This is a genomic window from Achromobacter sp. GW823-FHT04E03 (genome assembly GCF_058796095.1).
In genome coordinates this window covers 383,786-407,418 of record NZ_JBXAIJ010000001.1, presented here as the reverse complement: position 1 = coordinate 407,418, position 23,633 = coordinate 383,786, and the positions used below count along the sequence as shown (strand labels likewise).

Annotated in this window: 23 protein-coding genes and 1 pseudogene; 15 read left to right on the top strand and 9 right to left on the bottom strand. The window is 66.7% G+C overall.

Annotation, left to right across the window (positions count from 1 at the left end; all coding sequences use genetic code 11):
- The first annotated feature begins 129 nt into the window (after positions 1-129).
- The 3 genes from AC1RHV_RS01920 (at position 130) to AC1RHV_RS01910 (ending at position 4,589) form a co-directional block, all read left to right on the top strand.
- A complete protein-coding gene (locus tag AC1RHV_RS01920; protein ID WP_054456816.1) occupies positions 130-1,287 on the top strand; it encodes an NAD(P)H-dependent flavin oxidoreductase in 1,158 nt (385 codons plus the stop codon).
- Between the two features lie 81 nt (positions 1,288-1,368).
- Complete coding sequence (locus tag AC1RHV_RS01915; protein ID WP_492299637.1) at positions 1,369-2,019, top strand: TetR/AcrR family transcriptional regulator; 651 nt, start codon at positions 1,369-1,371, stop codon at positions 2,017-2,019.
- A complete protein-coding gene (locus tag AC1RHV_RS01910; protein WP_492299636.1) occupies positions 2,016-4,589 on the top strand; it encodes a PEP/pyruvate-binding domain-containing protein in 2,574 nt (857 codons plus the stop codon). The genes AC1RHV_RS01915 and AC1RHV_RS01910 overlap by 4 nt, the downstream gene beginning before the upstream one ends.
- 7 nt (positions 4,590-4,596) lie before the next feature.
- On the opposite strand, the gene AC1RHV_RS01905 is transcribed toward AC1RHV_RS01910, so the two are convergent.
- Together AC1RHV_RS01905 and AC1RHV_RS01900 are read right to left on the bottom strand one after the other, a co-directional pair.
- The gene (locus AC1RHV_RS01905; RefSeq protein ID WP_492299635.1) at positions 4,597-6,069 is read right to left on the bottom strand and encodes a sensor histidine kinase; all 1,473 of its coding nucleotides are present in this window, start codon (positions 6,067-6,069) and stop codon (positions 4,597-4,599) included.
- Positions 6,066-6,794: a response regulator transcription factor gene (locus tag AC1RHV_RS01900; protein WP_054456812.1), complete on the bottom strand. Its 729-nt coding sequence runs from the start codon at positions 6,792-6,794 to the stop codon at positions 6,066-6,068. The genes AC1RHV_RS01905 and AC1RHV_RS01900 overlap by 4 nt, the downstream gene beginning before the upstream one ends.
- Positions 6,795-6,943: 149 nt before the next feature.
- Between AC1RHV_RS01900 and AC1RHV_RS01895 the strand changes: the two genes are divergently transcribed.
- From AC1RHV_RS01895 to msrA, 5 genes are read left to right on the top strand one after another with little or no spacing between them, the layout of a single operon-like run.
- A complete protein-coding gene (locus AC1RHV_RS01895) occupies positions 6,944-7,573 on the top strand; it encodes a cytochrome b/b6 domain-containing protein (RefSeq protein ID WP_175164558.1) in 630 nt (209 codons plus the stop codon).
- Positions 7,574-7,583: 10 nt separating this feature from the next.
- Positions 7,584-8,375, top strand: coding sequence for a molybdopterin-binding protein (locus tag AC1RHV_RS01890; RefSeq protein WP_119451119.1), 792 nt, complete (start codon positions 7,584-7,586; stop codon positions 8,373-8,375).
- A gap of 42 nt (positions 8,376-8,417) precedes the next feature.
- Positions 8,418-8,747 (top strand): pentapeptide MXKDX repeat protein, encoded by a 330-nt coding sequence (locus AC1RHV_RS01885; RefSeq protein ID WP_119451118.1) that lies wholly within the window; start codon positions 8,418-8,420, stop codon positions 8,745-8,747.
- A gap of 35 nt (positions 8,748-8,782) precedes the next feature.
- Positions 8,783-9,283: a peptide-methionine (R)-S-oxide reductase MsrB gene (gene msrB / locus AC1RHV_RS01880; RefSeq protein ID WP_119451117.1), complete on the top strand. Its 501-nt coding sequence runs from the start codon at positions 8,783-8,785 to the stop codon at positions 9,281-9,283.
- Positions 9,284-9,314: 31 nt separating this feature from the next.
- The gene (gene msrA / locus AC1RHV_RS01875; RefSeq protein WP_175163738.1) at positions 9,315-10,007 is read left to right on the top strand and encodes a peptide-methionine (S)-S-oxide reductase MsrA; all 693 of its coding nucleotides are present in this window, start codon (positions 9,315-9,317) and stop codon (positions 10,005-10,007) included.
- Positions 10,008-10,082: 75 nt separating this feature from the next.
- Here msrA and AC1RHV_RS01870 read toward each other — a convergent pair whose 3' ends face one another.
- On the bottom strand, positions 10,083-10,253 hold the full coding sequence (locus AC1RHV_RS01870; RefSeq protein WP_175163740.1) for a hypothetical protein: 171 nt from the start codon (positions 10,251-10,253) through the stop codon (positions 10,083-10,085).
- 274 nt (positions 10,254-10,527) lie between these two features.
- Positions 10,528-10,683, bottom strand: a pseudogene (locus tag AC1RHV_RS01865) (nitrilase-related carbon-nitrogen hydrolase); the annotation flags it as partial.
- A gap of 183 nt (positions 10,684-10,866) precedes the next feature.
- Between AC1RHV_RS01865 and AC1RHV_RS01860 the strand changes: the two are divergent.
- Positions 10,867-11,874, top strand: a complete 1,008-nt coding sequence (locus AC1RHV_RS01860) for a LysR family transcriptional regulator (protein WP_492299634.1) — start codon at positions 10,867-10,869, stop codon at positions 11,872-11,874.
- Here the strand turns inward: AC1RHV_RS01860 and AC1RHV_RS01855 are convergent.
- Positions 11,755-12,489, bottom strand: coding sequence for an SDR family oxidoreductase (locus AC1RHV_RS01855; protein WP_175163744.1), 735 nt, complete (start codon positions 12,487-12,489; stop codon positions 11,755-11,757). The genes AC1RHV_RS01860 and AC1RHV_RS01855 overlap by 120 nt on opposite strands.
- Positions 12,490-12,689: 200 nt before the next feature.
- Between AC1RHV_RS01855 and AC1RHV_RS01850 the strand changes: the two genes are divergently transcribed.
- Positions 12,690-12,857 (top strand): hypothetical protein, encoded by a 168-nt coding sequence (locus AC1RHV_RS01850; RefSeq protein ID WP_156337416.1) that lies wholly within the window; start codon positions 12,690-12,692, stop codon positions 12,855-12,857.
- Positions 12,854-13,354 carry a hypothetical protein gene (locus tag AC1RHV_RS01845; protein WP_054456804.1) on the top strand — a complete coding sequence of 167 codons (501 nt, stop codon included), beginning with the start codon at positions 12,854-12,856 and terminating at the stop codon, positions 13,352-13,354. The genes AC1RHV_RS01850 and AC1RHV_RS01845 overlap by 4 nt, the downstream gene beginning before the upstream one ends.
- 26 nt (positions 13,355-13,380) lie before the next feature.
- Here AC1RHV_RS01845 and AC1RHV_RS01840 read toward each other — a convergent pair whose 3' ends face one another.
- Positions 13,381-14,247 (bottom strand): helix-turn-helix domain-containing protein, encoded by an 867-nt coding sequence (locus tag AC1RHV_RS01840; protein WP_119451188.1) that lies wholly within the window; start codon positions 14,245-14,247, stop codon positions 13,381-13,383.
- Between the two features lie 325 nt (positions 14,248-14,572).
- Between AC1RHV_RS01840 and AC1RHV_RS01835 the strand changes: the two genes are divergently transcribed.
- Positions 14,573-16,777 (top strand): TonB-dependent siderophore receptor, encoded by a 2,205-nt coding sequence (locus AC1RHV_RS01835; RefSeq protein ID WP_492300776.1) that lies wholly within the window; start codon positions 14,573-14,575, stop codon positions 16,775-16,777.
- A gap of 58 nt (positions 16,778-16,835) precedes the next feature.
- Here AC1RHV_RS01835 and AC1RHV_RS01830 read toward each other — a convergent pair whose 3' ends face one another.
- Complete coding sequence (locus AC1RHV_RS01830; protein WP_013393536.1) at positions 16,836-17,387, bottom strand: Dps family protein; 552 nt, start codon at positions 17,385-17,387, stop codon at positions 16,836-16,838.
- 192 nt (positions 17,388-17,579) lie between these two features.
- On the opposite strand from AC1RHV_RS01830, the gene AC1RHV_RS01825 reads away from it, so the two are divergent.
- A complete protein-coding gene (locus AC1RHV_RS01825; protein WP_492299633.1) occupies positions 17,580-18,755 on the top strand; it encodes an MFS transporter in 1,176 nt (391 codons plus the stop codon).
- Between the two features lie 55 nt (positions 18,756-18,810).
- On the opposite strand, the gene AC1RHV_RS01820 is transcribed toward AC1RHV_RS01825, so the two are convergent.
- Both AC1RHV_RS01820 and AC1RHV_RS01815 read right to left on the bottom strand, forming a co-directional pair.
- Positions 18,811-19,023 (bottom strand): YbdD/YjiX family protein, encoded by a 213-nt coding sequence (locus tag AC1RHV_RS01820; RefSeq protein ID WP_013393534.1) that lies wholly within the window; start codon positions 19,021-19,023, stop codon positions 18,811-18,813.
- Positions 19,024-19,043: 20 nt separating this feature from the next.
- The gene (locus AC1RHV_RS01815; protein WP_054456802.1) at positions 19,044-21,125 is read right to left on the bottom strand and encodes a carbon starvation CstA family protein; all 2,082 of its coding nucleotides are present in this window, start codon (positions 21,123-21,125) and stop codon (positions 19,044-19,046) included.
- Positions 21,126-21,440: 315 nt separating this feature from the next.
- Between AC1RHV_RS01815 and AC1RHV_RS01810 the strand changes: the two genes are divergently transcribed.
- Both AC1RHV_RS01810 and AC1RHV_RS01805 read left to right on the top strand, forming a co-directional pair.
- Positions 21,441-22,859, top strand: coding sequence for a cache domain-containing protein (locus AC1RHV_RS01810; RefSeq protein ID WP_346547148.1), 1,419 nt, complete (start codon positions 21,441-21,443; stop codon positions 22,857-22,859).
- Entirely contained in the window at positions 22,856-23,512 is a 657-nt protein-coding gene (locus AC1RHV_RS01805; RefSeq protein ID WP_054456800.1) for a response regulator, read from the top strand. The genes AC1RHV_RS01810 and AC1RHV_RS01805 overlap by 4 nt, the downstream gene beginning before the upstream one ends.
- The last annotated feature ends 121 nt before the right edge of the window (positions 23,513-23,633 follow it).

The window sequence follows — 23,633 nt, the reverse complement described above, 5'->3', positions numbered from 1 at the left end:
CACCTTGGGGCCCGGCGGTGGGCCTGCGCCTAAGCCGGGCCCTCCATTGTTCGCCGCTTGATCCTGCGCAAGGCGACGCGAACTCCCTTGCTCTAGCCTCTTTCCACTTGAAAAGAGGAAAGACTCATCATGACGTGGTTCAAATCACTCACCCTCGCCGGACGCGAATTGCTGCCCATTGTCCAGGGCGGCATGGGCGTCGGCGTATCCGCCCATCGCCTGGCCGGCGCGGTCGCCAGCCAGAACGCCATGGGCACCATCGCCAGTGTGGATTTGCGCCACCACCATCCCGACCTGCTGGAAAAAACCGAACGCTGCCATGATCGCGACGTCATCGACAGCGCCAACCAGGTCGCGCTGGACCGCGAGGTGCGCGCCGCGCTGGACACCGCGCAAGGCCGCGGCCTGGTGGCCGTGAACGTCATGAAGGCGGTGCGCGACCATCCCGCCCTGGTGCGCCAGGCCTGCGAAAGCGGCGCCCACGCCATCGTGATGGGCGCGGGCCTGCCGCTGGACCTGCCCGAGATGACGGCCGACTACCCGAAGGTAGCGCTGGTGCCCATTCTGTCCGAGGCGCGCGGCGTGGCGGTGGTGCTGAAGAAATGGATGAAAAAGGGCCGCATGGCCGATGCCGTGGTGATCGAACACCCTGGCTACGCCGGCGGCCATCTGGGCGCGGCCCGGCTGGATGACGTGCACAGCGAGCGCTTCGACTTCCAGCATGTGCTGGCCGATTGCCACAAGCTGTTCCAGGAACTGGCGCTGGGTTCGGATGCGCCCCGCCTGATCGTGGCGGGCGGCGTGGGCAGCCACGAGCAGGTGCGCCATTGGCTGGCCAACGGCGCCGACGGCGTGCAGGTCGGCACGGCCTTTGCCGTCACCAGCGAAGGCGACGCGCATGAGAACTTCAAGCGGGTGCTGATTGACGCCGATCCGGACAAGCTGGCCGAATTCACCAGCGTGGCCGGCCTGCCCGCCCGCGCCGTGGAAACGCCCTGGCTGACGCGCTATCTGCGGCAGGAAAAGACCCTGCAAGCCAACACCCGCTGCGATGCGCGCCGCTGCAGCCAGCGCATGGACTGCCTGACGCAATGCGGATTGCGCGACGGCCTGGCGCGCTTCGGACAATTCTGCATCGACCTGAAGCTGGCGGCCGCCATGCGCGGCGAGGTCAGCCGCGGCCTGTTCTTCCGCGGCGCGTCCAAGCTGCCGTTCGGCAGCGCCATGCGCTCGGTGCGTGAATTGATGGACTACCTGCTGCACGGCGAGATGCCCGCCTCCGCCTGAGACAGGTCGGCCCAAACGCGGGGGCTTCCTAAAATAATTGAACGACGTACAATATTATTCGTCGTTCAATTATTTCCGCCCATGGATACCTCCGCCCTATCCCCATCCGAATCCGCCGCACCCGAAGCCGGGCGCCGCGAACGCAAGCGCTTGCAGACCCTGGACCACTTGGCGCAAACCGCCTGGCGCCTGTTCGAGACCCTGGGCTATGACGTGGTCACCATGGAACAGATCGCCGCGCAGGCGGATGTTTCCAAGGGCACGCTGTACAACCATTTTCCGGTCAAGGAAGCCCTGCTTGCGCACCGCTTCCATGGCGAACTGGCGGCGAGCCTGCGGGAACTGCAGCCCGCGCTGCGCGCCCTGCCCACCCTCGCACAGCGCCTGACGCGGATACTGCATGCTTCGGCACATTGGTCCGAATCGCATCGGACCTATCTGGGGCCGTACTTGCGCTACCGGCTATCCACGCTGCAGCCCGGCGCGCGCGACGACGGCCGCTACCCGCGCAGCGGCATGCAGGCGCTGTACACCGCGCTGATCGAAGAGGCGCAGGCGGCAGGCCAGGCGCGGACCGATCTGGACGCCGGACAACTGGCCCATCAGCTGCAATTCCTGTACCTGGGCGCGATGCTGCGCTGGCTGGACCAGCCCCGCAGCAGCCTGAAGGCAGAGTTCGATGCCGCCATCAGCCTCTTCGTGCGCGGCGTGACGCCCGAGGCGGCGGCATGAGCGCCGCCGCGCTGGACTGGGCCGCCGCCGCCCTGGCCGGCCCGCAAGCGGCCGGCGGCAAGGGCTGGCAGCTGGGCCGCATGTCGCAACTGGGCGTGCCGGTGCCCGACGGCTTCGTGCTGCCGGCAGCGTTGAGCCTGGCTCGCGAACCGGGCCAGGCATTGCCGCCCGCTGTCGCCCAGGCGCTGCGCGATGAACTGGCCGCGCGCGGCTGGCTCGAACGGCCGCTGGCCTTGCGCTCGTCCGCGCCACAGGAAGATTCCGCGGGCGCCTCGTTCGCGGGGATCCATCTTTCCTGCCTGAACGTGCGCGGCGCGGATGCGGCGATCGACGCGGTCCGGCAGGTCTGGGATTCGCAATGGACGCCGCAGGCCTGCGCCTACCGGCAGAAGCTCGGCTTGAACCCGGCCGGAATGGCCGTGGTCGTCATGCCGCTGATCGACGCGGTCGCCTCGGGCATCGCTTTCACCCTCGATCCCGTGTCGGGGCGGCATGACGAGATGGTCATCCACGCCAACTGGGGCTTGGGCGAGTCGCTGGTCGACGGCGCGGCGCAAGGCGACGAGTACCGCCTGCGCGAAGACTATCTGCGCCAGGCTTGGCCGCTGGCCGGCCGGCGCATCGGCGCCAAGCGCCACGCCAGCCAGGCCGCGGAAGGCGCCGGCACCTTGCTTGCTCCGACGCCGGCCGCGCGCGCTGCCCAGGCCGTGCTGAGCGACGCGCAGGCCGAAACCCTGGGCGATATCGTGCGCGACGCGGCGCGCGCGCTGGACTATGCCGGCGGCGGCTACGACATCGAATGGGTCTGGGATGGGCGGCGCTTCTGTATCGTGCAGGCCCGTCCCATCACCGCGGCGGCGCGCCACACCTATCCGGCGCTGCGCGCGCAGCCAGCCTATTGGTCGCGCGGCAACACCCGCGAAGTGCTGCCGCTGGCCATGTCGGCGCTGGAATGGGATACGGGGCGCGTCATGGCGCAGCGCATGCTGACCACGGGCTTTGAACTGAGCGGCTATTCCACCCTGCCGGGCGTGCGGCTGGCGGCGCTGTTCCAGGGCCGGGTCTATCTGGACGCCTCGGTCATCCAATGGCTGGGCTACGACGCGCTGGGCGTGCCGCCGAAAGCCATGAACGCGCTGCTGGGCGGTCCCCAGCCCGAAATCGCAGTGACGCCCCTGACGCTGGCGCAACGCCTGCGGCATGGCGCGCGCATCCTGCGCTACCTGCGCCGCGCAGCCCCCTTGCGCAAGCAGGCGGAACAGGACCTGCCGCGCCTGTTCGCCCGCGCCCAGGCCTGGCTGGACGAGCCCGCGCCCGCGTCCAACGCCGCGCTGGGCGCGCGCCTGCGGGAACAGTTCCACACGGTGCTGGCGGCGGATCAATTGTTCTTCCTGCAGGGCTCGGGCGGCGGCGCGCTGCACAAGCTGCTGGAACTGGTGGAGAAAGCCTGCCCGGGCGAAGGCCATGCGCTCACGGCCGCGTTGATGGCCGGCGGCGAACCCAGCGTGACCGCGGCGCAAAGCTATGCCCTCATGGCATTGGCCAAGCTGGCCGCCGGCGACGCAAGCGTGATGGAGTGGCTGCGCGATCCCCTGCGCGACAGCGCCGGCTGGCAGCGCGCCTTGCCGGATGGAGCTCCCTTCAAGCAAGCCTTCGCGGACTTCCTGCGCCAATACGGCCATCGCGCCGTTTATGAAACCTATCTGCGCAACCCGCGCTGGCGCGAGGACCCCGGCTATCTGCTGGACAGCGTGCGGCAGTTGACCGACGCCGACCCTGCGGCGCTGCGCGCCCGGCAGGACAGCGCCGCAAGCCAGGCCCGGTTGCGCCTGCGCGCGGCGCTACCTTTCTGGCAGCGCCCGCTGATCGCCCGTCTGCTGGCCGCTGCCCGCATCGAGGGCAGGCAGCGCGAGGCCGCGCGCAGCGTACTGGTGGCCTATCTTGCCGCCGCGCGCCAGAACGCCTTGGCGCTGGGGCGCCGCTACGTCCACGCCGACGGCCTGGCCGCCGCGGACGACATCTTCCACCTGAATGCGGCCGAACTCTTCGCTCTGGCCGACGCCAGGCTGACGCCCGCCGCCGCGGGCCGCCGCGCCGCCCTGCGCCGCGCTCAATTGGAGTCCTGGACCGCGACCCCCGATCAGGACGTCATCGCCGAAGATGCCGCAGGCGCCGCCACGGACATGCCGCCCCCCGCGCCTGCCGATGCCGGCGCCGCCGGATCCTGGCGCGGCACGCCTGCCGCGGGCGGCCATGCGCGGGCCGTCGCTTTCGTCGCCCGCTCGCCCTCCGAAGGACTGGCCATGCCGGCCGGCGGCATCCTGGTCGCCGCGTCCACCGACCCGGCCTGGACGCCGCTGTTCCTGCGGGCCGGGGCCCTGGTCATGGAGGCGGGTGGCTACCTGTCGCACGGCGCCATCGTGGCGCGCGAGTTCGGCATACCGGCTATCGTCAATGTGCAAGGCATCATGCGGCAGGTCGCAACCGGCGACGTCCTGGAAGTGGACGCGTCGCGCGGCACGGTGCGGCGGCTGGCAGCCGCTTCCAGCCTGGGCGCATCCGACTCGTAGAAGCCCGCTAGCGCACCGCGGCCAGGTCGAACTGGAACACCGTGCCCGATCCGGCGCGGTCCACAAGCCTGATCTCGCTGTGGTGCAGCTGCAGGATGCGCTGCACGATCACCAGCCCCAGCCCGCCGCCGTCGCCAGGGCCTCGATTCAAGGCGCTGGCCCGCGTGAATAGTCCCGCGCGCAGCGCCTGCGGAATGCCCTCGCCCGTGTCGCTGACCTGCACCTGCACCAGGTCATGCGCGCTGCCCAGCCGCAGTTCGATCAGGCCGCCGGGCGGGCTGTGGCGGATGGCGTTGTCCAGCAGGTTGGTCAGCACGCGTTCGATCAGCCCAAGGTCCGCGCGCACCGGCGGCAGTTCGCGCGGGATGTCGGTGGTCAGGCGTTGCTGGCGCGCCTCGGCCGCCAGCTCGAACTTCTGGATCACGTCCTGCACCAATTCCGGCAACGAAAAGGTCTCGGGTTCCAGCCGCACCAGCCCGGACTCCAGCCGCGCCAGTTCGAAGAGTTCCTGCGCCAGGCGGCCGACCTTGCGGCTCTGGGCCAGCGCAATGTCCAGGTAGCGGCGGCGCTCGTCCGGGTCCAGCGTCTGGTCCTTCAACCTCAGGGTTTCCAGATAGCCGTGCAGCGAGGTCAGCGGCGTGCGCAGATCGTGCGAGATGTTGGCGACCAGGTCGCGCCGCTGCTGGTCCTGCCGGGTCAGTTCGCGCCATTGGTCGGATATGCGCTTGCCCATCTGCACGAAGCTGCGCCGCAGCACCGCGATCTCGTCGCCATTGCGCTCCGAGGCGTCGCCCGGACGCTCCAGCGCGGCCAGGGCCTGCCCGTCGTCGCCGTCGAAGGCGCGCACCGCGCGCGTCAGCCCGCGCAGCGGCCGCGTGATCAAGGCGAACGCCGCCAGGCCAGCCACCAGGCCCAGCAGCGCGACCAGCGCGATCGACCACAAGGTCGTGCGCAGCACGGAGCTGCGCGACACGGCCATCGCCAGCGCGTCGTGCGCCTGCCCCTGCAACACCACGTAGACGTAGCCCTTGTCCTGCCCGCCCACGCGCACCGGCGCGGCGCTGAAGACTTTCTGCGCGTCCAGGCTGCGCGGGTCGTCGCCGGTGATGGGCAGCATCTCGCCGGCCAACAGGCGCTTGACCGGCCCCAGGTCGACACGCTCGCGCTTGATCTGGCCGGCGGGCGCGGCATCGCCCACGATGTGGCCGTCGTTGGACAGCAAGTAGACCTCGACCGCCGGATTCACCGCCATCAGCATGTCGAACAGCGAGCGCACCGCAGCGGGCTTCCAGCCGTTGGTGTCCATCAATTCGTTGGCGCCGGCGATATGCTGCGCCAGTCCGCTGGACAGGCGCTGGACCACCTCCTGCTCGTAGCGGGAATTGGCCGCGATCTGCAGCCAGGCCGAGGCGCCGCAACTGGCGAGCAACAGCAACGCAAACACGGCGGACAGCCGTTGGGTAAGCGTGAACCGCTTCATGATGCGCCTCCCGCGCCGCCCGGCCCCGCGGCGAATTTATAGCCCTTGCCCCAGACCGTCAGAATGCGCTGCGGATCCGACGGGTCCGCTTCGATCTTCACCCGCAGCCGGTTGATGTGGGTATTGACCGTGTGTTCATAGCCTTCGTGCTGGTAGCCCCATACCTGGTTCAGCAGATCCATCCGCGAAAAAACCTTGTCCGGGTGCCGCGCGAAGAAATGCAGCAGATCGAACTCGCGCGGGGTCAGGTCCAGCCGGCGGCCGTCGACCTCGGCCGTGCGCGCCACCGGGTCGATGGCCACGCCGTGCAGGGCCAGGCTGCCGGCGTCGATGCGCGCGTTGCGCTCAAGCGCGTCGCTGCGGCGCAGGAGCGCCCGCACCCGCGCCACCAGTTCCAGCATCGAGAACGGCTTGGCCAGGTAGTCGTCCGCGCCCAGTTCCAGGCCCAGGATGCGGTGCACTTCGCTGGAGCGCGCGCTGGTGATGATGATGGGCGTATAGCGCGCCATGGCACGGGCGCGCTTGCAGATTTCAAGGCCATCGATGCCGGGCAACATCAAGTCCAGCACCAGGGCGTCCCAGCCGCCTTCCTCCAGCCTGCGCATGCCTTCGTTGCCGTCGGCGGCATGCTCGACCGCGTAGCCTTCGTCCCGCAGATGCAGGCGCAGCAGTTCGGCGATGTGGGCGTCGTCTTCGACGATGAGTACGCGTCGGGGCGTGTCCATGGGCAGGAAACTCTAAAGGGGTTATGCGCCTATTGTCGCCAATCCGCGCCGCCGAGTTATCACAATTAATTTAAGTTTGCGTGAGGACTTCGGTATCGGCCCCGGGGAAGAATGGCTCCAACGACAACAAGCCCCCCCGGAGTCCCGCCATGCTGGCCCCTCCCGCAAGCCACGACGTTCCGGCCCCGCCGGCCAATGTACCCATCCATCCCGGCTGGCTGCGCGCCATGCACTGGCTCAACGCCCTGGCCGTGGTGGTCATGGTAATGAGCGGCTGGCGCATCTACAACGCCTCGCCCTTGTTCGACTTCGTGTTTCCACGGGAGATCACGCTGGGCGGCTGGCTGGGCGGCGCCCTGCAATGGCATTTCGCCGGCATGTGGCTGCTGTTCTTCAACGGCATCCTGTACCTGGCCATGAATCTGGCCACCGGCCGCCTCTGGCGCAAGTTCTTCCCCTTGAGCATCCGCGGCATTGCCGCCGACCTGGGCGCGGCGCTGCGCGGCAAGCTCGCCCACGCCGATCCGCGCCGCTACAACCAGGTGCAGCGGCTGGCTTATCTGTTCGTGATGCTCGACATCGCGGTGCTGGTGCTTTCCGGACTGGTGCTGTGGAAGTCGGTGCAGTTCGAACTGCTGCGCGAACTGATGGGCGGTTACGAGACCGCGCGCCGCGTGCACTTCATTGCCATGGCCTTGCTGACGGCGTTCGTGGCGGTCCACCTGGTGATGGTTGCATTGGTGCCGCGCAGCCTGATCGCCATGATCCGCGGCAAATAAGGAGCCATCCGTGAACAAGCACAAGCGCCCCTCCCTGCCCGGCCTGGACGGCCCGGCCATCCTCAAGGAAGCCGGCAGGATCCTGGAAAAGCGGGTCGAACAGCCCTCGCGCCGCGCCTTCCTGCGCAGCAGCCTGACCCTGGGCGGACTGGCCATGCTGTCGGGCTGCTCGCTGTCGGACGACGAAAGCGTAGAGAAAGCGCTGACCGCGGTTTCGCGCTTCAACGACCGGGTGCAGGGCTGGATCTTCGACCCCGACCAGTTGGCGCCGACCTATCCCGAATCGATGATCACGCGGCCCTTCCCCTTCAATGCCTACTACGGCATTGACGAGGTGCGGCATGTGGACGAGGAATCGTTCCGCCTGGAAGTCAGCGGACTGGTCGCAGACAAGCGCCGCTGGCGGCTGGAGGAACTGCGCGCCATGGCGCAGATCGACCAGGTGACGCGGCACATCTGCGTCGAAGGCTGGAGCGCCATCGGCAAATGGGGCGGCGTGCCGTTCTCCGCCTTCCTCAAGCGCGTAGGCGCGGACCTGAGCGCCAGGTACGTGGGCTTCAAGTGCGCCGACGACTACTACACCAGCATCGACATGCCCACCGCATTGCACCCCCAGACCATCCTGGCGCTGACCTATGACGGCCAGACGCTGCCACCAGAGTACGGCTTCCCCATGAAGCTGCGCATGCCTACCAAGCTTGGCTACAAGAACCCCAAGCACATACAGGCAATTTTCGTCACCAACACCTACCCGGGCGGTTACTGGGAGGACCAGGGCTACAACTGGTTCGGCGGCAGCTAGGTGGAATCTTTCACGCTTTCACTCTCCATAAAGGAACGCATCATGAAGAAAATCGCTACCACCGCCGCGCTGTCCCTGTGCCTGGCTTTCGGCGCCGCGGCGGTCCATGCCGCGGACAGCATGAGCAAGGACGCCATGGGCGGCGGCTCGATGGCCAAGGACGGAATGGCCAAGAGCGGGATGTCCAAGGATTCCATGTCCAAGGACGGCATGTCGAAGGAAGGCATGTCGAAGGATTCGATGTCCAAGAACAGCATGTCGAAGGACTCGATGTCCAAGGATGGCATGTCAAAGGATGGCATGTCCAAGGATTCGATGTCCAAGGACGGCATGTCGAAAGGCGGCATGTCCAAGGATGGCATGAAGCAATAGCGCCCACCCGGCCCGCCCCTGATCCGGAGCATGTCATGAAACTAGACCGCAGGCATTTCCTGGGCCTGGGCAGCGCGGCGGCCATCGCCGCCGGCCTGGCCCCGGTCCTGGCGGCGCGCGGCGGCCCGGCCGCCGCCGCCCAGGCCTTCCCCTACACGCTAAGCGACGCGCAATGGCGCGAACGGCTCACGCGCGAACAATACGAAGTGCTGCGCCGCGAAGGCACCGAGCGTCCCTACTCCAGCCCGCTGGACAAGGAGTATCGCAAGGGCGCCTACGCCTGCGCCGGCTGCGCCCATCCGCTGTTCTCTTCTTCCACCAAGTTCGACAGCGGCACCGGCTGGCCCAGCTTCTGGCAGCCGCTGGACGGCGCCGTGGGCGAAACCAAGGACCGCAGCTTCGGCATGACGCGCGTCGCCGTGCATTGCGCCAATTGCGGCGGCCATCTGGGCCACGTCTTCGACGACGGCCCGCGTCCGACCGGGCTACGCTACTGCATGAATGGCGTGGCCCTGGCGTTCACCCCGCAGGCCTGAACTCCGGCCGCCCCATCCATCAGGAGACACCATGTCCGCCATCCACCTGCCCCGCAAACTTTGCGCCGCGCTGGCCGTCGCCTGCGGCCTGCTGGGCGCCGCCTCGGCCAGCGCCGCGGAAACCGCCTTCATCATTCCGCCCCCGGCCATGGACCAGCCCGCGGCCGCCGCACCGCAAAAAGCCGTCATCGCCGGCGGCTGCTTCTGGGGCGTGCAAGCCGTGTTCCAGCACGTCAAGGGGGTCAGCTCCGCCGTCTCCGGCTACGCCGGCGGCCAGGCGTCCACCGCCAATTACGACACCGTCAGCGGCGGGCGCAGCGGCCACGCCGAAGCGGTCGAGATCACCTACGACCCCGCCCAGGTCAGCTACGGCCAGCTGCTGCAGATCTATTTCTCGGTGGCCCACGATCCCACCCAGCTCAACCGCCAGGGTCCGGACAGCGGCACCCAGTACCGTTCAACGGTCTTTCCTGCGGACGACGGCCAGCGCAAGGTCGCCGAAGCCTACATCGCGCAGCTGAACAAGACAGGTGTGTACCCCAAGGCGCTTGCCACGACGATAGAACCGCTGAAAGCCTTCTATCCTGCCGAGGACTACCACCAGGACTATCTCGTGCGCCATCCGTACAGCATGTACATCATGGTCAACGACGTGCCCAAGGTCGAAAACCTGGCCAAGACGTTTCCGCAGCAGTATCGGGACAAGCCTGTGCTGGTGAACTGAAGACGATAAATGGAGCCGGCCGCGCTGAATAAAGTCGGCCGCGCTCTAAACCCTTGCGTAGCAACGAAGGCTCGCTTACGGAGCCTTTATCTCCTTCTTCTCCGCTTTCTCCTTTTTTTCTCCATCGTAATGGGACTTGATGGCGAGAAACATGCCCGTGCCCAACACCAGAAGCTTGAACGTACCGAAGACTACAGGGACCCAAAAATTCATCATTTCCTCAAAACGCTGCTTCAGCAGCTTCATTTACGACTCGCGGGCCAGGCAACGACAAACGACCTCAGCGCCGCCGAGCGCTATCAGCAGGTACCGCAAATAGGAACCGGAGATTTTTCCCCATGCCTTCCTCTGACGCTTGCTTAAAAATGGCAACGCAAAAAGAGGTTGGAAATGGGCAGAGCGAGCGCCATACGCCCTGCAAACAATCGGAGTTTACCGTCGAACTTCATGCAATTTGCTGCACCGGAAACTGCTACGTATCCGCGACCGTATCAGTTCGGCCACGGCGGCTCATGCCTGTCCCGTACATCGCCATGCGCAGTAGCGGCATGTAGTTTTCCCAGCAGATCACGGCACCCAGTTTTCCGCGGGGTGTATCGAACACGGGCATGGTGGAGCCGTCGCCATAGCCCCAGATCAACCGTTCCACGACGGTCGGCATCAATTTGCGTTGCTTGCTGCGCCAGCCGAGCCCAGCACCAGCGCATGCGGTTCGATGCCTTCGGGGTGTCAGCCTGCCCGCGGCCTGAACTGGCCAAGGGCGCCCGCTATGCCTGAACCGCCCGTCTTGGACCGGAAGTACACTCGGCAGCAGACAGCCACCTGCACACAGGCCCACCCAGCACAACCGCGTACCCACATGTTCCAACTACGACAGCTGAAGATCTTCGTCGCGGCGATGGAAACGTTGAGCTTCACGAAAGCCGCCAAACAGGTGCATCTGTCGCAACCCAGCGTTACGGAACAGATACGGGCGCTGGAAGAGAGCGTCGGCCAGGCGCTCTTCATCCGCCAGAACAATCGCCTGCAACCCACCCCGGCCGCAGAGAGACTGGCCATTCGAGCACGCGAATTGCTTGCCCGGGCCGATGACGCCTTCCGGGAAGTTCGCGACAACGTCGACGATTCAGGAGGCACGATCCGGGTCGCCGCGCCGCAGACCTTGTGCACCAGTGTGCTGGTTCCGCAACTGTTGCGCTTTGCCGGCATGCACCCCGGAACGCAGGTTGCAGTTCAAGAAAGAAACTCCATGGCGACGGCTCAGGCGGTGCTCGATGGGACGGCCGACCTCGGTCTGGTGCACGGATGGCCGGCAAGCGACGCCAAGCTCCGGGCGCAAGCCATTGCGCGGGACATGCCGGTGGTCGTAATGCCCCCTGGGCATCCGCTATCCGAGGCTGTAGACATCAAGGCCGACGCGCTTGCCGCATTCCCGCTGGTCGTCACGATGGACGGCTGCCGATACCGGGAATACCTGGAGGCCGTGTTGCAGGAAGCCCCGGTGCAGCCGCGTATCCGCGGTGTCGCCGACAGCGTACCGGCCTTGATACAGATGGTGTCCGCGGGCCTCGGGGTATCGATCCTGCCGCGGATGGCCATGGATCCCGCAGCGACAACGGCTTGCGTCCGGTGGCGGCCGTTGTCGACCGCGGGAGCAGGTCTTCCCATCTGCCTGCTCACCTTGCACCGGACGCCTACGCGCCAGGTGGCCGCCTTCATCGAGATGATCCGCCTCGCGGCGACTGGCTCAGACCAGCCGATGGCCGCCATCGACATGAAGCACGGTGCCGGTGGTGTAGCCATTGCCGATCAGGAAGCCGATGGCATCGGCGATATCGCTGCCGGCGCCGACCCGGCCCACCGGTAGCCGCTCGGCCATCGATGCCAAAAGCGGTCCGCTGTCGGCGCCGGCTACGTCATTCCAGATGGGCGTATCCACCCAGCCCGGCGATACGGCATTGATCCGCAGCGGCGCAAGCTCGACCGCCATGGCGCGCACGACACCCTCCAACGCGGCATTGATCGCCGCCACGGCGATGCCCTTCGGCCGGGGCCGGTAGGCGGCAATGCCCGACGTCAGGGTGATGGAACCGTGCGCCGGCATGCGCGGGGCGCCATGTTTGGCCAGCAGGATGGGCGCGACGACCTTGGAGCGGATGGCTCGGTCCAGCGCGTCCAGCGAGAGTTGCGGCAGTAGCTCGTAGGCGCCGCGTATGTCGGCAGCCGTGCAGACCAGATGATCCACCGGGCCTGATTCTTCAAACAGCCGCTGCACTTGCGCTTCACTCGTCACATCCGCCTGGTGCAGGCGAGGCGCGCCAAACGCGCGCAACTGCTCGCGCGCCGCGTCGAGCTTGTCGCGGGACCTGCCCACGATCAGTACCTCGCAGTGCATGCCCAGCAATCGCTCGCTGACGGCCAACCCCATGCCCGAGCTACCGCCGACCACCACCACTCGTTGTCCTGCAAGACCATTGTCCATGCTCATTTCCTTGAAACACGTGTTTGGAGCAGGCGATGGTGGCGCTACGAAGTGCCGGGCGCCAGCAGGAATGTCCGATCGGGGTATCGGCTTGTCCGATGCGGGCGTGTCCAGGTTCCGGCGCTTTGCGTGAATGACGAAAACGGAAAAGCAATGCTGCATCCTGCGCCATCGGCCGCGGCGCGACGCTGGGCGGTATCATGCTGGCCAAGACCGGCGTTGCCGGCACCCAATTGTCGGCAGGCGGAATTGCCGCCATCGCGATGGCGTTCGCGCTGCGGCAACGGTTTCCGGCAACAGCCGGAAGCTGCGATGCCCGCCAATCGCGGGCCTGCCGGCAAACGAGTCCAGGAGAAGTACAGCAGTGAACGATACCCACATACCGGAAACGGAAACCCCCGAAGACCGCAAAGAACAGCTGCCCACGCTGTGGCGCGACGATGGCTGGACCGCCCGGATCATCAAGAACGAGGAAGACGACGGCTGGGCCGTGGAAATGACCATGGACGGCGAGGCCGAGCCGGCCCTGGTCGGTCCATGGACCATGGGCCGCGACAAGAAAAACCCCAAGCCGCTCGACTCCCCGGCCTTCATCACCCTGGTCAAGACCGCCCGGGAAGTCCTGCGCCGCCACGAGCAGCAACTGCACGCGACGCTACACAAAAGCGTGAAGATCGACGCCGCCGCCGGCCGCCTGACCGTCAAGCTGGATATCGTTCCCGACGAAGACGAGCCGTATGCCGTGTTGAGCGCCTACGACGAATCCGGCGAACAACTGGCCCAGACCCATGTCGCGCCGACCTACAAGCTGAGCGTGCAGCGCGCCTCGGAGTGGGCCAGCGGCGGCTTCGGCAAGCACGGCTGACCTGAAACCCCGGCCTCGGCCGCGCCTTAGCGCCGCGCGCGGACCTGCCCCGGCGGCACGCCGAAGCGGCGCCGGAATGCGGTGGCGAAGTTAGCTGCGCTGCCGTAGCCGGCGATGCAAGCCGCTTGCGCGACGCTGATGCCATCGCGCTCCAGCGCCAACCGCGCGCGCGACAGCCTGCCCTCGCGCAGGTATTGCGCCACCGTGGTGCCCCACATGGCGCGAAAGTGCCGCTGCAGCGTGTTCACGCTGACGCACGCCCGCGCGGCAATTTCCGCCAGCGGCAAGGCATCGGCGCCGCCCTGGTCTATCCATTCCCGCAACGCGGCCATGCGGCGGCGGTCGCGCGGGCTGAGCGGCGCGGCCTCCTCGGCGGCCGTGCCGTGCGCATGCGCCAGCGCCTCGACCACGATGTCGAGCGCGCGCGACTTCTGGTACAGGCGCCACAAAGGCGGCGGCAGCACGGGCGGACGCAACATCTGCTGCGCGGCGGCCACGGCCTGGTCCGATGCCTTCCAGGTCTGCAACGCCAGATGGCGCTGCGCGAACGCGCGCAGCGCCAGTCCCTCTTCGCCGGGAAGATGCCGATCCAGCCATTGCGGCTGCAAGGTCAGCATCACCGTGCGCTCGATATGGCCACGGCATGACTCGCGCAGGAAGGCGTCCGGCCGCAGCGCGGAAAGCATCACCCCTTGAACGCTACCATCGGCGCCGGGCCCCAGGGTGAGCCTGTGTTCCCCCAGCGTCACGTTCACGCGGCCGCCGACCACCAGGGCCAGGTGCAGGCCTGGCCGCACCGCCGCACGCATGCGCGCACCTTGCAGATCGCGCGCGTCCAGCCGCCACAACACCATGCCCGGGTCCAGTTCGGCCAGGTCAGACCAGCCTTCCATGACGGTCTGCGCGCGCGCAGGGACCACAGGCGCCATCCCGTAATGGACGACCCGATGTGCTGATTCCGCAACGGCTACGGGCCGAAGCTCGTCCATGCCGGATTCCGGAGGATTGGCGATGCCGCAAAGCATTGTGGTGCCGGCGCAAAACCCGGCGTGCACTCCCGCTGACATAATTCTGAACACTTCAAATAGAAATCGTTCTCAATTAAATCATGCACATCCGGCTTTGGGTTGAGCATCTGCGGCGGGCGTTGTGAAAACCCCACCCTGCCCGCCCGGTCCGCATGCTGCGTTGCCTGTGGAGTAGAACTTCGTGCTGTCCCTGTCCAACCAACGCCTGAACTACGCCGCAGCGGCGCTGTTCTGCGCGCTTCATACCGCCGGCGCCGCCGCGCAGACGACCTCGACGCAGGATGATCACATCCAGCAGTTCCCCACCGTTCAGGTGCTCGGCACCGCCGAAGAGGAAGTGAAGGAAGCGCTGGGCGTCTCGGTGATCACGGCCGAGGAAATCGCCCGCCGTCCTCCCACCAACGACCTGTCCGACATCATCCGGCGCGAACCTGGGGTCAACCTGACCGGCAACAGCGCCAGCGGCTCACGCGGCAATAGCCGGCAGGTCGACATCCGCGGCATGGGGCCGGAAAACACCTTGATCTTGATCGACGGCAAGCCCGCCACCTCCCGCAACGCCATCCGCTATGGCTGGAGCGGAGACCGCGACACCCGCGGCGACACCAACTGGGTGCCCGCCGAGGAAGTCGAGCGCATCGAAGTATTGCGCGGCCCCGCCGCCGCGCGCTATGGCTCGGGCGCGATGGGCGGGGTGGTGAACATCATCACCAAGCGGCCCACGGACAAGCTCAGCGGTTCGCTGACCTACTATCTGAACCAGCCCGAGAACAGCGACGAAGGCAATACCAACCGGGTCGGCATTCGCCTGAGCGGCCCCATCAGCGACACCCTCAGCTTCCGGCTCTATGGCAACTACAACAAGACCAACCCCGACGCCCGCAATATCAACGCCGGCCGCTCGCTGCTCAACGGCGACGGCCAGGCGGAATCGGCCGGCCGCGAAGGCGTGATCAACCAGGACCTGAACACGGTCTTCTCCTGGCGTCCCGACAACCGCAACACGCTGGACCTGGAAGCCGCCTTCAGCCGCCAGGGCAACCTCTATGCCGGCGACACGATGCTGAACTCCACCACCAAGTTCACCGACAGCCTGTACGGCAAAGAAACCAACGTGCTCTACCGCGAGAGCCTGAGCCTGACGCATCGCGGCACCTGGGACTGGGGTACCTCGCGCGCCTCGATGGGCTATGACTACACCCGCAACGCGCGCCAGAACGAAGGCCTGGCCGGCAGCGGCGAAGGCAGCCCGATGGACCTGGGCTGGTCCACCTCGCGCTTGAAGAACCTGCGCGCGGCAGGCGAGGTCAACGTCCCGTTCAAGCTCGGCTTCGAGCAGGTCGCGACGGTAGGCGTGGAATGGCTGCGCGAATCCCTGGACGATCCCGCCAGCCTGCGCCAGACCTACACGGGCGGCGTCATCGGCGGCGTGGCGCCTGGCAACCGCGATCCCAAGACCACGCAGAACAGCTACGCGCTGTTCGTCGAGGACAATATCGAGGCCGGGGAACGCACCACCCTGACGCCGGGCGTACGCCTGGACCACAACGAGAAGTTCGGCAACAACTGGAGCCCCAGCCTGAATGCCGCCTACAAGGTCACAGAGGCCTTCAGGCTCAAGGGCGGCATCGCGCGGGCGTACAAGGCACCAAACCTGTACCAGTCGAATCCGAACTACCTGATGTACAGCCGCGGCTTCGGCTGCCTGGCCTCGCAGGCCAATCAGAACGGCTGCTACCTGGTGGGCAATGAAAACCTGTCGCCCGAAACCAGCGTCAACAAGGAAATCGGCTTCGAGTACGACCCCGGCGGCTGGCGCATGAGCGCGGCCTACTTCCGCAACGACTACAAGAACAAGATCGTGGCCGGCACGGACATCGCCTATCGCCTGGCCAACGGCGCGCGCGTGCTGCAATGGAGCAACTCGGGCAAGGCCGTGGTCGAGGGGCTGGAAGGCAATCTCTTCATTCCGCTGGCGCCCAGCCTGGACTGGAACACCAACTTCACCTACATGATCCAGAGCGAAAGCAAGGACAATGGCCAGCCGCTGAGCATCATCCCGAAGTACACGATCAATTCCACGCTGGACTGGTTCGCCACCGAAAAGCTGTCGTTCCAGGCCAACCTGACCTACTACGGCAAGCAGGAAGCCCCGACCTTGAACCCACGCCGCGGCGAAACCATCACGGGCCAGGGGTTGCAAAGCGTCAGCCCCTACGCCCTGGTCGGGTTGAGCACGGGCTACGAGCTCAACAAGAACCTGCGCTTGCGCGTCGGCGTCAGCAACCTGCTGGACAAGAAGCTCTACCGCGAAGGCAACGCGGGCGAAGCGGGCGCCGCCACCTACAACGAACCGGGCCGCGCCTACTACGCGACGGTCACCGCGTCGTTCTAAGGCGGGCAAGCCAGCCGCGCGGCCCGGTGGACAGGGCGCGCGGGGCTCGCCTGCGGCCTCAATGGCCGGTCGAATCCCCTTCCCGGCTGGCTTCGAAAAGGAACCAGGTGCGCCGTTCGGTCTCGTCGATCCAGTTCTCGATCAGGCTGGAGCTGGCGATGTCGCGGTGCTCGTCGGTGATGTTGTGCGCTTCGCGCAGCGCCGCGGCCAGGACCTTGTTGTCCTCGCGCAGCTCGGCCAGCATATCCAGCGGCTGCACGTAGTCCGCGTCGTTATCCGAGATGCGCTGCGAACGCGCAATGTGGCCAATGGAACGCAGCGTCGTGCCGCCGATCTTGCGGATGCGTTCGGCGATGGGATCCGTCATGGCGAACAGCTGGTCGCCCTGCTCGTCCAGCAGCAGGTGGTAGTCGCGGAAATGGGGGCCGCTGACGTGCCAATGAAAGTTCTTGGTCTTGAGATACAGCGCGAACACGTCGGCGAGTATCTGGTTCAGCGCGGCGGAAATATCCCTGGTGGCCGCCGACGCCAGGTCGGTCGGCGTCGCCAGCGGGCGCTTGCGCCGCTCTTTCAGGGCTTTGGTGGTCTTCTCATCCAGTTTCTTGGCCATGGGTCGCAACTCCTAGGAATGATGGTGAAAACACACGCGCGGCGCGAGGCTTGCTTGCGCCGCGACTTCGCTAGCGTAAATCCGTACGCGTTCTTTTGCCAATGTCCGGGATCAAGGCGCCCTCCCTTCTGAAATCCGATCCGGCTAGGAGTATGCTACGGCGCGTCAATTCAGCCGGATCCCTCCATCGCTATGCGCGGCAACCCCGACCCCAGGCAAGGCGCCATCGCCCTGCACGGGTTTTACTTCCTGTATTACGGCCTGCAGGGAGTCAGCATCCCCTTTCTGCCCCTGTGGTTCGCCAGCCGCGGACTGGATCCCGCCGTCATCGGCCTGATCGTCGCCACGTCCTTCCTGCCCAAGATCCTGTCCACGCCCGTGGTCGCCCACGTCGCCGACCAGACCGGCCGCGCCCATGCGCTGATTGCGGCGGCGCTGGCGGCATCGCTGGCGCTGTTCGTCTGCTATCCGTTCAGCAGCGCGCCCGGCTGGCTGTTGGCCATCACGCTGCTGCTCAATGCCGTGTTCCCGGCGGTCCTGCCGCTGATGGACCGCATGGCCATCGCCAGCGGCCGGGGCCAGGGGAGTTCCTACACCGTCATGCGCGCCTGCGGCTCGCTGGGTTTTGCCGTGGTCACCCTGGCGGGCGGCTACCTGATCAAGACGTTCGACGCCGACTGGGTGATGTGGCTGTCCATCGTCCTCATCATCGCCTGCCTGGCCTGCGTGCGGCTGCTGCCTCGGGCGGCGCGCCCCGCTGCGGGCGAAGCGCCCGCGCCGGCGGTCCGCCTGCCCATGCTCGAAGTCCTGCGCGACCGCCCGCTGCTGATGTGCATCGCTGCGGCCTCGCTGGTCCAGGCCAGCAACGGCTTCCTCTATTCCTATTCCACGCTGTACTGGACCGCCAGCGGCCTGTCGACCGCGTTGATTTCCATGCTGTGGGTGGTAGGCGTGGCCAGCGAGGTCCTGTTCTTTTTCCTGGCGCCCCGCATCCTGGCCCGCACGGGCGCGCAATGGCTGATCCTGGCGTCCGCCGTCATGACCGCGATCCGCTGGGCCGGTCTGTCCGCCACCACCGATCCGGCGCTGATCGCGGGCCTGCAACTGCTGCAGTGCTTCACGCTGGCAGGCAATAACGCAGCCATCATGTGGTACATCACACGCCATGTGCCCGCCGCCATCAAGACGTCGGCCATCGCGCTCTACGCGCTGCTGTCGGGAGGGGTCTTCATGTTCGCCAGCATCCAGTTGGGCGGCGCGTTGTACCGCAGCTATGCGCCGGGGGGATTTCTGGTGATGTCGCTGTGCGCGATCGGGGCGGTGCCTTTGGTGGTCTACGCCGAAAGGGTACGCAGAAAGTCGGTATAACCCGTCGCCGCCTGCCCCCAACGAAAAAAAGGCCTCGCAAGCGAGGCCTTTCCTGTCAGCAGCAACCGATCCGCTTCTTCCCGCCATAACGCGCGTCCTGGCGCTCGCGGAAGAATGCTTCGTAAGTCATCGGCTCCTGGTCAGGGTGCGTGCGCCGCATGTGCGCCACATACGTTTCGTAGTCCGGCACGCCGACCATCAGCCGGAGCGTCTGCCCCAGGTAGCGGCCGGCGGCGCCGGCCGCGGAACTCATGTTGGTGAACAGCATGCGTCGTCTCCCTGTTGCGCTCAGTCCGCGCCGGCGGCGGCCGGCAGCGTTTCGTACGGCATTTCGCGGGCGGTGGGCTTGTTCTCGTTGCGCGCACGCTGCACCGAACGCAGGCCGAACACCACGATGCTCACCACCACGAAGATGAAGATCGCGCACAGGCCGGCGTTGATGTAGTCGTTGAAGACCACGCGCGACATTTCGCCCAGGGACTTGGCCGGAGCCAGGACCTTGCCTTCGGCGATGGCCGCGTTGTACTTGTCGGCATGGGCCAGGAAGCTCACGCGCGGGTCGGCGTGGAACAGCTTCTGCCAGCCGGCGGTCAGCGTGCATGCCAGCAGCCACAGGGTCGGCAGCACCGTGACCCAGGCGTAGCGGTCACGCTTCATCTTGAACAGCACCACGGTGCCCAGCGTCAGCGCAATCGCGGCCAGCATCTGGTTGGCGATGCCGAACAGCGGCCACAGCGTGTTGATGCCACCCAGCGGATCGACCACGCCCTGATACAGGAAGTAGCCCCAGGCCGCCACGCACAGGCCGGTGGCAATCAGGTTGGCAGGCAGCGAGTCGGTGCGCTTGAGCGACGGGGCGAAGGTGCCCAGCAGGTCTTGCAGCATGAAACGGCCCGCACGGGTGCCGGCGTCGACAGCAGTCAGGATGAAGAGCGCTTCGAACAGGATGGCGAAGTGGTACCAGAAGGCCATCATGCCCGGGCCGCCGATGGCCTGGTGCAGGATGTGCGCCATGCCCACGGCCAGCGTCGGAGCGCCGCCGGCGCGCGAGATGATGGTGCTTTCGCCCACGTCCTTGGCGGTCTGGATCAGGTCCGCGGGCGTCACCACGAAGCCCCAGCTGGAGACCACCTGGGCCACCTGGTCGGGCGTGGTGCCGATCACGGCCGCCGGGCTGTTCATGGCGTAGTAGATGCCCGGCTCGATCACGCAAGCCGCCACCAGCGCCATGATGGCCACGAAGGATTCCATCAGCATGCCGCCGTAACCGATGTAGCGGGCCTGGGTTTCGTTCTCGATCAGCTTGGGCGTGGTGCCCGAGGAGATCAGGGCGTGGAAGCCCGACACCGCGCCGCAGGCGATGGTGATGAAGAGGAACGGGAACAGGTTGCCCGACCACACCGGACCGGTGCCGTCGACGAACTGGGTCAGCGCGGGCATCTTCAGCTCGGGCGCGACCACGACGATGCCGATGGCCAGGCCGACGATGGTGCCGATCTTCAGGAAGGTCGACAGGTAGTCGCGCGGGGCCAGCAGCAGCCACACCGGCAGCACCGAAGCGATGAAGCCGTAGATGATCAGGATCCAGGTCAGGCCCTTGCCGTCGAAGTCGAACATGGGGCCGATCACCGGGTGCGCGGCCACGTCCTGGCCGAAGGTGATGGCGGCCATCAGGCCGACGAAGCCGATGATGGACACTTCGCCGATCTTGCCCGGGCGGATATAGCGCAGGTACACGCCCATGAACAGCGCGATGGGAATGGTCGCGGCCACCGTGAAGGTGCCCCAGGGCGAATGCGTCAGCGCCTTGACCACGATCAGCGCCAGCACGGCCAGGATGATGACCATGATCATGAAGGCGCCGAACAGCGCGATCACGCCCGGGATCTTGCCCAGCTCGGACTTGACCAGGTCACCCAGCGAACGGCCGTCGCGGCGGGTCGAGATGAAGAGGATCGTGAAGTCCTGCACGGCGCCGGCGAACACCACGCCGGCCAGGATCCACAGCATGCCCGGCAGATAGCCCATCTGCGCGGCCAGCACCGGGCCCACCAGGGGGCCAGCGCCAGCGATGGCGGCGAAGTGGTGGCCGAACAGCACGTGCTTGTTGGTGGGCACGTAGTCCAGGCCGTCGTTGTGCTTCCAGGCCGGCGTCATGCGCGTCGGATCCAGCTGGAACACGTTCTTGGCGATGAAGCGGCTGTAATAACGGTATGCGATCAGATACACGCATACGGCGGCGATCACCACCCATAGCGCATTGATGGTCTCCCCTCTGGCCAGCGCCACGGTGCCCAGCGCGAACGCGCCCAGTACCGCAACCGCCAGCCAGACCAGGTGCTGACCCAGTCCCTTACTGCTGGTTTGCATAAGTGCTCCTCTAGCCTCCCGCCATGCTTTTGGCGTGAAACGCTTTTATCGTCCCGCGGAAGGCAGACTCATTGTTGTGGGGTGGCGGACGCGCGCGCGTCCACGCAGCGCCGTGTCGACGCGGACGCTAGTATTTCGTTTTGACTACGCAGCAACAAGCGCGAAACTACGCAATTCCGCTACGTGTTACTACGCAATGCGCCGCAGCATGATTTGGCGAAAATCGTAAAATCACGGCTGAAATTTCCCGATCCTGACTGCGGCAAGCAAAATGCTGCGCCGCAATATTCGCGTTCGCGCTGATACAAATCCTTCATGAAGCTGCGCCTGAAAATCCTGCTGCTCGCCGCGGTGCCCTTGCTGGTGGCCGTCGCCGCCATCACGGTGGCCGTCTACGTGCAGGGCCTGCAGCTGGCGCAGCGCGAAAAGCAGGTCGTGGAAAACGCCTGGCTGGCCAGCAAGGAAGGCGAGCTGCGCCACTACGTCAACCTGGCCTACAGCGCCATCGCCCCCCTGCAGGCGGCGGCCGACGATGACGCCACCCGCCAGCGCGCGCTGGACCTGCTGGCGCAAATGGAATTCGGCCACGACGGCTACTTTTTCGTCTACGACCTGAAGGGCAGGAACCTGATGCACCCGCGCCAGCCGGAGCTGGTTGGGCAGGACCTTTGGGAACTGCGCGACAACAAGGGCCAGCCCGTCATCCAGAATCTGCTGACCGCCGCCCGGCGCGGCGGCCAGGACGGCGAAGCGGTGCACTACCTTTGGGAAAAGCCGTCCACCCACCAGACCGAGGAAAAGCTGGGCTACGTGGTGGTGCTGGAGCGCTGGGGCTGGATGCTGGGCACCGGCATCTACCTGGACGACGTGCAGCAGGCGCTCGAGCGCATCGACGCCGCCGCCCAGGCCAATATCCGCAGCATGTTCGCCTGGGTGGCCGGGATTGCCGCCGTGTCCATCCTGGGCGTGGCGGCCTGCGGCCTGGCCTTGAACATCAGCGACCACCGCCAGTCCGACGCCAAGCTGCGGCTGATGGCGCGCCAGCTGGTGCGTTCGCAGGAAGACGAGCGCGCACGGCTCTCGCGCGAGCTGCATGACGGCATCAGCCAGGTGCTGGTGTCGATCAAGCTGTCGCTGGAAGCGGCGCGGGAACGGCTGCGGCAGACGCTGCCGGACGAGCCACGCGTCCTCGCTCATATCGACACCCCCTTGGGCGGCGCGCTGGACCGATTGAATACCGCCGTGGGCGAAGTCCGCCGCATTTCGCACAACCTGCGGCCGACGCTGCTGGACGACCTGGGCCTGCCGGCCGCACTCGAACATCTGGGCCGGGAATTCGCCATTCCCAGCCAGGATGGCGCCCCGCCTCTGGCCGTGCGCCTGCACACCGCCGGGCAGCCGGTGAAGCTGCCCGAGGCCTATGCCACCGCCCTGTTCCGGGTCACCCAGGAAGCCCTGACCAACGTCATCCGCCACGCCGGCGCCACCCGCGCCGACATGACGCTGGCTTATTCGCCACGCGACCTGCGCCTGACCATCGCCGACGACGGCCGCGGCTTCGACTATGCCGAGGTGCAACAGGATCCGCGCCGCGGCATCGGCCTGCGCAATATGCGCGAACGCATGAACGCGCTGTCCGGCACGCTGACTTTCCGCTCCACTTCCCACGGCACGGTGCTGCAGGCCTGGCTGCCGCTGCCCGCCGCCCCTCTCCCCGCGAGTTCCGACGCATGAACCACAAGCCCGACGCCATCCGGCTGCTGCTGATCGACGACCACCCGCTGGTGCGGGACGGGCTGCGGCTGCGCCTGGAAACCGTGCCGCAACTGCGGGTGGTGGGCGAAGCCGGCAACGCCGCCGCCGCCCAGGCCTTCCTGGCCGCCTGCCTGGCCGAGGACCCGCAAGGAGGCACCTTGCCGCACTTGGCGCTGATGGACCTGAACATGCCCGGCGTGGGCGGGCTGGAACTGACCGCCCTGCTGCACGAGCGCTACCCGCAGATCGCGGTGCTGGTGCTGTCCATGCACGACAACCCCGAATACATGGTGCAGGCGGTCAAGGCCGGTGCGCGCGGCTATCTGCTGAAGGACGAACCGGCGCATGAGATCGTCACCGCCATCGACGCGGTCATGGCAGGCCGCAGCTATTTCAGCGCTGCGGTCGCGGTGCGCCTGTCGCAGGCCACGGCGCCAGCCACCATGCTGACGCAGCGCGAACGCGACGTGCTGCGCCACATCGCCAGCGGCGAGGCCAACAAGCAGATCGCGCAGGCGCTGGGACTGTCGGTGCGCACGGTGGAGACCCATCGCCTGAACATCAAGCGCAAGCTGGGCATAGACGGCCAGGCCGAGCTGATCAAGTACGCGGTCGAGAACCGCGGGGTCTGACCCGGGCCTGGGCCTGGGCCTGGGCCTGAGCCCGGCCTGATCGTTTTCCCGCGCTGCGGTAGACTTGCAGCACTACGCTACACAGTAAAGCGCCGCAACCAGCGCCGCCCCCAGGAGTCCC

Coding starts and splice junctions, on each gene's coding strand:
- AC1RHV_RS01920 (WP_054456816.1), top strand. CDS start 130: ATGACGTGGTTCAAATCACTCACCCTCGCCGGACGCGAATTGCTGCCC.
- AC1RHV_RS01915 (WP_492299637.1), top strand. CDS start 1,369: ATGGATACCTCCGCCCTATCCCCATCCGAATCCGCCGCACCCGAAGCC.
- AC1RHV_RS01910 (WP_492299636.1), top strand. CDS start 2,016: ATGAGCGCCGCCGCGCTGGACTGGGCCGCCGCCGCCCTGGCCGGCCCG.
- AC1RHV_RS01905 (WP_492299635.1), bottom strand. CDS start 6,069: ATGAAGCGGTTCACGCTTACCCAACGGCTGTCCGCCGTGTTTGCGTTG.
- AC1RHV_RS01900 (WP_054456812.1), bottom strand. CDS start 6,794: ATGGACACGCCCCGACGCGTACTCATCGTCGAAGACGACGCCCACATC.
- AC1RHV_RS01895 (WP_175164558.1), top strand. CDS start 6,944: ATGCTGGCCCCTCCCGCAAGCCACGACGTTCCGGCCCCGCCGGCCAAT.
- AC1RHV_RS01885 (WP_119451118.1), top strand. CDS start 8,418: ATGAAGAAAATCGCTACCACCGCCGCGCTGTCCCTGTGCCTGGCTTTC.
- msrB (WP_119451117.1), top strand. CDS start 8,783: ATGAAACTAGACCGCAGGCATTTCCTGGGCCTGGGCAGCGCGGCGGCC.
- msrA (WP_175163738.1), top strand. CDS start 9,315: ATGTCCGCCATCCACCTGCCCCGCAAACTTTGCGCCGCGCTGGCCGTC.
- AC1RHV_RS01870 (WP_175163740.1), bottom strand. CDS start 10,253: ATGAAGCTGCTGAAGCAGCGTTTTGAGGAAATGATGAATTTTTGGGTC.
- AC1RHV_RS01860 (WP_492299634.1), top strand. CDS start 10,867: ATGTTCCAACTACGACAGCTGAAGATCTTCGTCGCGGCGATGGAAACG.
- AC1RHV_RS01855 (WP_175163744.1), bottom strand. CDS start 12,489: ATGGACAATGGTCTTGCAGGACAACGAGTGGTGGTGGTCGGCGGTAGC.
- AC1RHV_RS01850 (WP_156337416.1), top strand. CDS start 12,690: ATGCTGGCCAAGACCGGCGTTGCCGGCACCCAATTGTCGGCAGGCGGA.
- AC1RHV_RS01840 (WP_119451188.1), bottom strand. CDS start 14,247: ATGGAAGGCTGGTCTGACCTGGCCGAACTGGACCCGGGCATGGTGTTG.
- AC1RHV_RS01830 (WP_013393536.1), bottom strand. CDS start 17,387: ATGGCCAAGAAACTGGATGAGAAGACCACCAAAGCCCTGAAAGAGCGG.
- AC1RHV_RS01825 (WP_492299633.1), top strand. CDS start 17,580: ATGCGCGGCAACCCCGACCCCAGGCAAGGCGCCATCGCCCTGCACGGG.
- AC1RHV_RS01820 (WP_013393534.1), bottom strand. CDS start 19,023: ATGCTGTTCACCAACATGAGTTCCGCGGCCGGCGCCGCCGGCCGCTAC.
- AC1RHV_RS01815 (WP_054456802.1), bottom strand. CDS start 21,125: ATGCAAACCAGCAGTAAGGGACTGGGTCAGCACCTGGTCTGGCTGGCG.
- AC1RHV_RS01810 (WP_346547148.1), top strand. CDS start 21,441: ATGAAGCTGCGCCTGAAAATCCTGCTGCTCGCCGCGGTGCCCTTGCTG.
- AC1RHV_RS01805 (WP_054456800.1), top strand. CDS start 22,856: ATGAACCACAAGCCCGACGCCATCCGGCTGCTGCTGATCGACGACCAC.